Genomic DNA, 9,667 nt, shown 5'->3' on the forward strand with positions numbered 1-9,667 from the left:
GATCGTGAAGACCCGGCGGGATCTTTGTTTGTGCGGGGGCAGTTGTGCGCCGCGGCTCAGCGGCCGAGCGCGCGCCGTCCGCGGCCCTGGGAGAGCACCGGCAGGTTGCGGGACGGCCCCTGGTCGCGCGGCGCCTCCTCCTCGATGCGCAGGGCGAGTGCCGGGCAGCGGCGCACCGCGCGCAGCGCCTTGGCCTCCGCGTAGCGCGGCACCTGGGCCTGGGCGACCGTCGGGAAGCCGTCGGCGCCGAGTTCGAAGACCTCCGGGAGGATGTCCGCGCACAGGCCGTGGCCGCGGCACAGGGTCCAGTCGACGTAGATCTTCTGACGGCTGGCGCCGGAGTCCGCGGGCTCCGCGCCGCCCGTGATGCCCGCGGGCATCTGGCCGCCCTCGAAGAGCGGCAGGACGCCCTCCACGGGCCGTCCGCAGCCGTTTCCGAGGACGTGCGCCGCGAGGTCGTCGGTGAAGGCCTTGATGGTCGACTCGAGGAACATCGCGGAGCCGTCCGGATGCGAGCACGCGCCGCGCCGCTTCACGTTCTTGGCGACCTGCTTGAGCGCCTCGAGGGCGGCCGGGCCGCCGCCGCCCAGGATGTCCTCCATACCGCGCGCGGCGGCCGGCAGGCCGAGGTAGCAGGGACCGCACTGGCCCGCGCTCTCCTCGGCCAGCCATTGCGCCACCCGCAGCGACTCGCCCAGCGGGCAGGTCTCCTGACTGATCGGCAGGATCGCGCCGGCGCCGAGCGAACCACCCACCGCGTCCAGGGAGTTGCGGGAGACGATCGCTTCGTCGACCGTCGCCGCGTCGATCCACTTGCCGTGGTAGCCGCCGGTCAGCACGCCCTGGGGGACGGGCGGTGCGCCGGCGAGCTGGAGGACGTAGCGCAGCGGGACGCCCGTGGGGACCTCGATCACCATCGGGCGGGCGACCGCGCCGGAGACCGTCAGCATGACGGTGCCCGGCTCGTCGTAGAGGCCTGTGTTGCCGTAGCGCTCGGGGCCGATGCGGGCGGCGATGGCGAGCTGGGCGAAGGTCTCGGCGTTCGACAGCAGGGTGGGCGCGCCGCCGACGCCGCTCTGCGAGGCGCTGATCTTGCGGCCGGGCGGGATGGCCGGGCCGCCGTCGATCGAGCGGATCAGGGAGGCGGCGGCGCCGGTGACCATGCGGACCGGGTTGCGCTGGACCCAGGCCTTGAGCGCGGAGCGGCGTCCGTTGCTGAGGCCGCGTTCGGCGAGGGCGGCCTCCATCGAGCGCTGCGTCGACTCACGGGTGACCCCCACCACGAGCGTGCGGGCACCCAGCGCCTCCGCGACCAGCAGCGCCCCGTCCAGGATGAGATGGGGGGCGCGGTTGATCAGGACCGTGTCCTTGCGGCAGGCCGGTTCGTCCTCGCTGCCGTTGACCACGACGACCGGCCGTACACCGCGCTTGATCGCGGTCTCGGCGACCGAGCGCAGCTTCTTGTGGAAGGGGAAGCCCGCGCCGCCGCGGCCCTTCAGGTTGATGTTCTCGGCGAGCTTCGCGAGCTGCTCGCCGCCAAGAGGTTCGAGCGGGCCGTGCACCTTGAGGTGCATGGACAGATCAAGTCGTTCGACAAGGTCGAAGCCAGACGTGAGTTGCGGAAGCCCGACCACGCGGACTTCTGGAACGTCGGGCAGGGCCTCGTTCACCTATAGCCTCCGGAAGGCGTGTTCCAAGGTTCGCCCGAACCCGGTGCGTCCCAGGAGGCACCGGGCGTCGATTCATCGGCGGGACCGCTGTTGTACGTGTCGTTCGAGTTGTACGTGCCGTACTGGGTGTTCGTCTCACCGGTGTCGTACACATCACTGTTGCGATAGGCCGCGGTGCCCGAATTGTCATACGTCGGGATGTTGTATCCGGTGTCCTGGAGCGGGTCGTACGCCGACGGGGGCGCCTCGCCGACCGGCGGGGGCGAGGGCACGGGCCAGCTGCCTGAGGCGTCCATGCGCGGCATCGCCTCCGTGGACTGCATGTCCAGGGGGAGGTCCATGCGGGCGGTCTGGCCGGCGCCGTACTGCTGCTGACCCGGCTGTTGCGGGGTGACGGCGCGGTAGGCGGCCGCGAAACCGCCGGTGGAATCCGGGGTCATGGTGCGTGAGGACGCGGTGTCGTAGAAGCCGGCCGTCGAGGGCGCCGCCGTTTCCCCGGGGGACTGCCGCGGTGCCCGGGCGTTCTCGTAGCCCGGCAGTGCGGACGGGGTCTCCGCAGTACGCGCGCGTGAGCGTGAGGACGAGGCGTCGGCCACGCGCGCGCGACTGGCCTCCAGTTCCTCGCGGGCCGCACCGGGATCGTTGCCCAGGAGCATCGCGAGGCGGTCGGCGACCTTCCGCTTGAACGGGCGCGGAGCCGCGCGCAGGGCGAGGGCCGCGGCGACCGCGACCACGCACAGCTCGTAGGAGACCATGAAGAACGTCTTCGCCGGGCGTCCCGCGAACAGGCCGTGGATCAGGGCCGCGCACCAGGCCGGGTAGGCCAGCATGTGCATCGCGCGCCAGCGCGCCGCGATCGGCGCCGGGGAGGCGAACTGGTTGCGCAGCGCGCCGGTGATGCCGACGAAGATCATGAGGTACGCCGCCAGCGAGCCCATGCCGATCAGGGTCGCGCTGCCCGGGTTCGCGGCGCCGGTGCCCGAGAACAGCCAGCCGAAGGGGATCAGGGCCGCGACCCAGTCGGCGTGGTCCAGCGCGAGCTTGACCCCGATGTGCACCAGGAGGAAGGCGATCGAGGCGACCGCGGTCACCCGGTGGATGCCCTGGGCCACCAGGCGCTGGCGGATGTTGAGAACGAGCCGGTCCTGGGCCACCAGGCCCCAGATCACCGAGCAGGTGAGGCAGACGAGCGACAGGACGCCCGCACCGAAGTTGAGGAACTGCTGCATCCAGTCGCCGCCGAGGAGCACGACGACGGGTATGAGCAGCAGGATGACAGCCGACGCCACCCCGTAGGCCGACCGGCCGGGCTTGGGGAGGGTGCTGTTACTACGACGAGCGTTCATGGGGGCAACTCCGAGCAGTATCGGGAAAGCGGTCCCGCTGCCGAACTCTAGGTGGCGCCATACCGGTGGGTACGAGGTTTGGGTTATTGGGTTGTTATCGAAGGACAACACAGTCGTTGTGATGTCCAGGTGTCGGGTGTTACGCGAAGTAAGCTTTGACTTCTGTTCAGTTGTTGTCCGGGTGTGACACCGGGACCAGAGACCCATACGGAAGCGCGTCGCATCGTGCTCAAGCGCTGCGGTACCCTAACCGCATGCGTGCCGTACGCCTTCTGCTTAGCGAGCCGCGCTGATCAGTCCCGACCGCCGGGCGACCCGGATGGTCGGAATCGGCGCGGCGTCCCCTCCTGTGCGAGGGGATTTTTCATTTCCGGGAAGTCGCAGCAGTCGGCAGAGACGATCGATGGAGCTTTGAGGATCATGAGCGAGACGAACCCCGCTGCCGCCGCCGAGGTGGCAGCGCCGCACCGCTACACGGCCGCCATGGCGGCCGACATCGAGGCACGCTGGCAGGACTTCTGGGACGCCGAGGGCACGTACGCGGCGCCGAACCCCGAGGGCGACCTGGCCGGTGACCCCGCGGTCGTCGCCCGCCCCAAGAAGTTCATCATGGACATGTTCCCGTACCCCTCGGGCGCGGGCCTGCACGTCGGCCACCCGCTGGGTTACATCGCCACCGACGTCTTCGCCCGCTTCCAGCGCATGACCGGGCACAACGTCCTGCACACCCTGGGCTTCGACGCCTTCGGCCTGCCCGCCGAGCAGTACGCGGTGCAGACCGGCACGCACCCGCGCGTGTCCACCGAGTCCAACATCGAGAACATGACGTCCCAGCTGCGCCGGCTGGGCTTGGGCCACGACAAGCGCCGCTCGTTCGCCACGATCGACCCGGACTACTACAAGTGGACCCAGTGGATCTTCCTGCAGATCTTCAACTCCTGGTACGACGAGGAGGCGGACAAGGCGCGCCCGGTCGCCGAGCTGGTCGCCCAGTTCGAGACCGGTGAGCGTGCGGTTCCCGGCGGCCGTTCCTGGGACGTGCTGACCGCCGGCGAGCGCGCCGACATCCTGGGCGAGTACCGCCTGGCGTACGCCTCCGACGCGCCGGTCAACTGGTGCCCCGGCCTGGGCACCGTGCTGGCCAACGAGGAGGTCACCGCCGACGGCCGCTCCGAGCGCGGCAACTTCCCGGTCTTCAAGGCCAAGCTGCGTCAGTGGAACATGCGGATCACCGCCTACGCCGACCGGCTGCTGGACGACCTGAACGCGCTGGACTGGCCCGAGGCCATCAAGCTGCAGCAGCGCAACTGGATCGGCCGCTCCGAGGGCGCCCGCGTCGACTTCCCGATCGACGGCGAGCGCATCACGGTCTTCACCACGCGTCCCGACACCCTGTTCGGCGCGACGTACATGGTGCTGGCCCCCGAGCACCCGCTGGTCGAGAAGTTCACCCCGGCCGCCTGGCCGGAGGGCACCCACGACGTGTGGACCGGCGGCCACGCGACGCCCGCCGAGGCCGTCGCCGCCTACCGCGCGCAGGCCGCCTCGAAGTCCGACGTCGAGCGCCAGGCCGAGGCCAAGGACAAGACGGGCGTCTTCATCGGCGCGTACGCGACCAACCCGGTCAACGGCGAGCAGGTCCCGGTCTTCATCGCCGACTACGTCCTGATGGGCTACGGCACGGGCGCGATCATGGCCGTCCCGGCGGGCGACCAGCGCGACTTCGAGTTCGCGCGCGCCTTCGAGCTGCCGATCCACTGCATCGTCGAGCCCACCGACGGCCGCGGCACCGACACCTCGACGTGGGAGGAGGCGTTCGGGTCGTACGACGCGAAGATCATCAACTCCTCCAACGACGACATCTCCCTGGACGGCCTGGGCGTCGTGGAGGCCAAGGCGCGCGTCACCGAGTGGATGGCACGCAAGGGCATCGGCGAGGGCACGGTCAACTTCCGCCTGCGTGACTGGCTGTTCAGTCGCCAGCGCTACTGGGGCGAGCCCTTCCCGATCGTCTACGACGAGGAGGGCATCGCCCACGCGCTGCCCGAGTCGATGCTGCCGCTGGAGCTGCCGGAGGTCGACGACTACTCGCCGCGCACCTTCGATCCGGACGACGCCGACACCGAGCCCGAGACGCCGCTGTCGCGCAACGACGAGTGGGTGCACGTCACCCTGGACCTGGGCGACGGGCCGAAGAAGTACCGGCGCGAGACCAACACCATGCCCAACTGGGCCGGTTCCTGCTGGTACGAACTGCGCTACCTGGACCCGCACAACAGCGAGAAGCTGGTCGACCCCGAGATCGAGCAGTACTGGATGGGCCCGCGCGAGGGCATGCCGCACGGCGGTGTCGACCTGTACGTCGGCGGAGCCGAGCACGCGGTGCTGCACCTGCTGTACGCGCGCTTCTGGTCCAAGGTGCTGTTCGACCTGGGGCACGTCTCCTCCGCGGAGCCGTTCCACAAGCTGTTCAACCAGGGCATGATCCAGGCCTACGTCTACCGTGACAGCCGCGGCATCGCGGTGCCGGCCGCCGAGGTGGAGGAGCGCGACGGCGCGTACTACTACCAGGGCGAGAAGGTCTCCCGGCTGCTGGGCAAGATGGGCAAGTCCCTGAAGAACGCGGTCACTCCGGACGAGATCTGCGCCGAGTACGGCGCGGACACGCTGCGCCTGTACGAGATGGCGATGGGCCCGCTGGACGTGTCGCGGCCGTGGGACACGCGCGCGGTGGTGGGCCAGTTCCGGCTGCTGCAGCGACTGTGGCGCAACGTCGTGGACGAGGAGAGCGGCGCGGTCACCGTCTCCGACGCGGAGCCCGACGAGGAGACGCTGCGCGCCCTGCACAAGGCGATCGACGGCGTGCGCCAGGACCTGGAGGGCCTGCGCTTCAACACCGCCATCGCCAAGGTCACCGAGCTGAACAACCACCTGACGAAGGCGGGCGGCGTGGTGCCGCGCTCGATCGCCGAGCCGCTGGTGCTGCTGGTCGCGCCGCTGGCCCCGCACATCGCCGAGGAGCTGTGGCGCAAGCTGGGCCACACCGACTCGGTCGTGCACCGGGACTTCCCGGTCGCCGACCCGCGGTACGTCGTCGACGAGACCGTGACCTGCGTCGTGCAGATCAAGGGCAAGGTCAAGGCGCGTCTGGAGGTCTCGCCTTCCATCTCCGACGAGGAGCTGGAGAAGGCCGCGCTGGAGGACGAGAAGGTCGTCGCGGCGCTGGACGGCGCGGGGATCCGCAAGGTGATCGTGCGCGCGCCGAAGCTGGTGAACATCGTTCCGGCGTAGGCGCCGGCGTAAGGGCCGACGCAGGTGCCGGTGCCGGTGCCGGTGCCGGTGCCGGTGCCGACGGCGGTGGCAGTGGTCCGGCGCGTGAGCGCCTCGGGGTAGTCCCCTACGGGCAGGTTCGGGGTTCTTCTGGAACTCCGTGCCTGCCCGTCTCGTTTACCGTGGAAGAGCGGCGCGGGGTGTGCCGCGCCGTGCGGAGGAGGAGCGACGTGGAAGCAGTGATCGCAGTGTTCGCCCTGCTCTTCGTGCTCTTCCTGGCAGTCGGTGTCTACGCCACGGTGAAGGTGGTCGGCGCCGCCAAGCGCGGCGTGGACCGCACGATCTCGCAGGCCCGCCGCACCGTCGAGGACCACACCCTGCGGGCCAAGTCCTTCGCCCAGCCGGGAGCGGCCGGCGAGCTGGCCCAACTGCGGCTGAAGCTGCGCACATCGATGCGCGCGACCCAGGACGCGCTGTACGCGGGCGTGCCCGAGGACGAGTCCCTCAAGGAATCCCTGGGCCTCTTCGAGCGCCTCAGCGTGCACGGGCACGAACTGGACCACGAGCTCAAGCGCCTGGAGGCCGAGCCGGACCGCAGGACGCTCGCCGAGCGGCTGCCCGGCCTGCGGGAGCGCACCGAGCGCATCACACACTCGGCGGACTCGCTGCGCTGGGCCGCCCGCGACCGGGCGCACCGCTTCGCCGACGACGATCTGGACGCCCTGAGCGCCCAGATAGACGTGGAGGCCGGCGCCCTGCGGCACTGGACGCACGAGGAGCCCTCCGCCGAGTCGTCGAAGTGGCCGGACGCCCCTGCCGCCGACCAGGCGACGGCGCAGCAGACCTGGCCGGAGACGCCCCGGTCGCGCACGGCCGACGAGCCGACGCGGGCCGCCATCACCCCGCCCGCACAGCGCCCCGTCTACCCATGGCAGAAGAAACCCCGCCCCGAGAGCACTACTTGATCCGGTCAAGGGCATACCAGGTGAGAGTGGCCGGGCTGCCGCCCGGGCACTACGGCAGGTAACCTCCAGCTCATGTCCCGCCATGTCGCGATCGTCACCGATTCAACGGCCTACCTGCCGCCGCGGACGATGGAGCGCCACGGCATCACAGCGGTGCCCCTGACAGTGGTCCTCGGCGACCGGGCGCTGGACGAGGGCACCGAGATCTCGACGCGCTCCCTGGCCCAGGCACTTCAGAAGCGGCGCCCCGTCACCACCTCGCGGCCGAGCCCCGAGCTCTTCGCCGAGACCTACCGCAAGGTCGCCGAGTCCGGCGCGAGCGGCATCGTCTCCCTGCACCTCTCGGCCGAGCTGTCGGGCACATACGACGCGGCGGTCATGGCGGCCCGCCAGGCGCCGGTGCCGGTGCGGGTCGTGGACACCGGGACGGTCGCGATGGCACTCGGCTTCTGCGCCCTCGCCGCGGCGGAGGCGGCGGAGTCGGGCGGGACGGTGGACGAGGCCGTCACGGCCGCAGAGAAGCGGGCCTCCGGCACCTCCGCCTACTTCTACGTCGACACCCTCGACTATCTGCGCCGCGGCGGCCGGATCGGCGCCGCGCAGGCCCTGCTGGGCTCCGCCCTCGCCGTGAAGCCGCTGCTTCAGCTGGACGCCGGCCGGATCGAACTGCTGGAGAAGGTCCGGACGGCCTCTCGGGCGATCGCCCGCCTGGAGGAGATCGCGGCCGACCGTGCCGGCAGCGCGCCGGTCGACATCGCTGTCCACCATCTCGCCGCCCCCGAGCGGGCGTCGGCCCTCGCGGACCGGTTGCGGACGCGGGTGCCGGGTGTGGCGGATCTGCATGTGAGCGAGGTGGGGGCGGTGATCGGGGCGCATACCGGGCCCGGGCTGCTGGGGGTCGTGGTCTCGCCGCGCTGACGGTTCCATACCTGTGCGGGTGACGGAGTTGTCCACAACTGGGGAGTAGTCCCCGGGAATTGAGCAAGATCATCGCGGATTCGGCGAGCGTCCGATCCTCGTCGCATGGCACTTCGATCACGTTCACACACAGCGACCGTCTCCAGCGGTCCGGGGCGGGGACCCGCCTCGGACGGCCGGATCCGCCGCCACCGCTCGCCGGTGCGGAGCCGGGCCCGGGCCCGGCAGCGGCACGCGTCGGCGGAGGAGCTCCGCCGGCGTGCGGAGTTGTTGTTCCCCGAACAGGCCGGTGAGTGGCGGGAGTCGGGCACGGGACCGCCGGTGCCGCCGGTGGAGGAGGACGAGCGCGAGATTCCCCGGCCGGCCGGGAGGGCGGAGGCTCTCCCGGCCGGGGAGGACTGGCGTGGACGGGCCGGGCTTGCGTTGCGGGAGCGGATGCCGCTGTGGGTGCAGACCAGGTGCGGGCTGGAGCGGCGCAGTGTGGTCGCGCTGTCCGTGCTGCTCGTCGTGGCGGCGGTCTTCGCCGTCCAGCATTTCTGGACGGGGCGGACGCGGGAGGTGCGGGCGCCCGAAGTGGTGCGGGCGGCGGCGCCGTTCGGCGAGGGGAAGGGGAGCGGAGAGCCCGGGCCGGGCGCTTCGGCGGGAGCGCCCAGCGCCGTGGGTTCGGCCGGGGCAGAGATCGTCGTGGACGTCAGCGGCAAGGTGCGCGAGCCCGGGATCCATCGTCTGCCCGCCGGTTCACGTGTCGCCGACGCGCTGAGCGCGGCCGGCGGGGTGCGTCCCGGCACGAGCACGGACGGGCTGAACCGGGCCCGCCTCCTCATCGACGGGGAGCAGGTGATCGTCGGGGGGCCCGCGGCTCCGGCACCTGTGGCGGCGGGCGGCGGTTCGTCCCGCGCGAGCGCGGGCGGTGCGGCGCCGGGCGGTGCTCCCGCGGCTCCGGTCGCCCTCAGCACCGCCACCGTGGACCAGCTCGACACCCTGCCGGGCGTCGGTCCGGTGCTCGCCCAGCACATCGTCGACTACCGCACACAGCACGGCGGTTTCCGCTCGGTGGACGAGCTGCGCGAGGTGAACGGCATCGGCGACCGCCGTTTCGCCGATCTCCGGAATCTCGTACGGCCATGAGGCGCACCCCCGGTCTCCCGCCCGGGCGCGCGGCCGTCCATGCCGCCGGAGGACGGCTCGGAGCGTCCCACCCGCGGCAGGAAGGACCCACCGATCTACGCCTCGTACCGCCCGCGCTCGCGGCCTGGGCGACGGCTGCGGTGCTGCTCGACACGGCGTCAGGGTGGGTCACCGTCGTCGCGGTGGCGTGCACGGCTGTGGCCTTGATCCTGCTGGTGGCGCGGCGGCGAGGGGTAGGGGCGGAGTCGTCCGGGCCGGAATGTGGGCCTCGGTCGTCGTCCGGGCCGGAATGTGGGCCTCGGTCGTCGTCCGGGCCGGAATGTGGGCCTCGGTCGTCGTCCGGGCCGGAATGTGGGCCTCGGTCGTCGTC

The 9,667-nt window shown here is 71.4% G+C and carries 6 protein-coding genes; 4 read left to right on the forward strand and 2 right to left on the reverse strand.

Features of this window, described 5'->3' with window-relative positions:
* Positions 1-56 precede the first annotated feature (56 nt).
* Together ACGFYN_RS06795 and ACGFYN_RS06800 are read right to left on the reverse strand one after the other, a co-directional pair.
* On the reverse strand, positions 57-1,670 hold the full coding sequence (locus tag ACGFYN_RS06795) for an NADH-ubiquinone oxidoreductase-F iron-sulfur binding region domain-containing protein (RefSeq protein WP_393864667.1): 1,614 nt from the start codon (positions 1,668-1,670) through the stop codon (positions 57-59).
* On the reverse strand, positions 1,667-3,016 hold the full coding sequence (locus tag ACGFYN_RS06800) for a cytochrome b/b6 domain-containing protein (RefSeq protein WP_393864668.1): 1,350 nt from the start codon (positions 3,014-3,016) through the stop codon (positions 1,667-1,669). The genes ACGFYN_RS06795 and ACGFYN_RS06800 overlap by 4 nt, the downstream gene beginning before the upstream one ends.
* Before the next feature lie 420 nt (positions 3,017-3,436).
* On the opposite strand from ACGFYN_RS06800, the gene leuS reads away from it, so the two are divergent.
* The 4 genes from leuS (at position 3,437) to ACGFYN_RS06820 (ending at position 9,297) form a co-directional block, all read left to right on the forward strand.
* Positions 3,437-6,307: a leucine--tRNA ligase gene (gene leuS / locus ACGFYN_RS06805; RefSeq protein WP_393864669.1), complete on the forward strand. Its 2,871-nt coding sequence runs from the start codon at positions 3,437-3,439 to the stop codon at positions 6,305-6,307.
* Between the two features lie 209 nt (positions 6,308-6,516).
* A complete protein-coding gene (locus ACGFYN_RS06810; protein ID WP_393864670.1) occupies positions 6,517-7,251 on the forward strand; it encodes a hypothetical protein in 735 nt (244 codons plus the stop codon).
* 72 nt (positions 7,252-7,323) lie between these two features.
* Positions 7,324-8,169 (forward strand): DegV family protein, encoded by an 846-nt coding sequence (locus ACGFYN_RS06815; RefSeq protein ID WP_393864671.1) that lies wholly within the window; start codon positions 7,324-7,326, stop codon positions 8,167-8,169.
* Between the two features lie 105 nt (positions 8,170-8,274).
* Entirely contained in the window at positions 8,275-9,297 is a 1,023-nt protein-coding gene (locus ACGFYN_RS06820) for a helix-hairpin-helix domain-containing protein (protein WP_393864672.1), read from the forward strand.
* Positions 9,298-9,667 lie beyond the last annotated feature (370 nt).

This window comes from Streptomyces sp. NPDC048419, from assembly GCF_043200415.1.
Classification (GTDB): Bacteria; Actinomycetota; Actinomycetes; order Streptomycetales; family Streptomycetaceae; genus Streptomyces.

What these genes read in the sequence shown, in the direction of transcription:
- ACGFYN_RS06800 (WP_393864668.1), bottom strand. Translation starts at nt 3,016, where the DNA reads ATGAACGCTCGTCGTAGTAACAGCACCCTCCCCAAGCCCGGCCGGTCG.
- leuS (WP_393864669.1), top strand. Translation starts at nt 3,437, where the DNA reads ATGAGCGAGACGAACCCCGCTGCCGCCGCCGAGGTGGCAGCGCCGCAC.
- ACGFYN_RS06815 (WP_393864671.1), top strand. Translation starts at nt 7,324, where the DNA reads ATGTCCCGCCATGTCGCGATCGTCACCGATTCAACGGCCTACCTGCCG.
- ACGFYN_RS06820 (WP_393864672.1), top strand. Translation starts at nt 8,275, where the DNA reads ATGGCACTTCGATCACGTTCACACACAGCGACCGTCTCCAGCGGTCCG.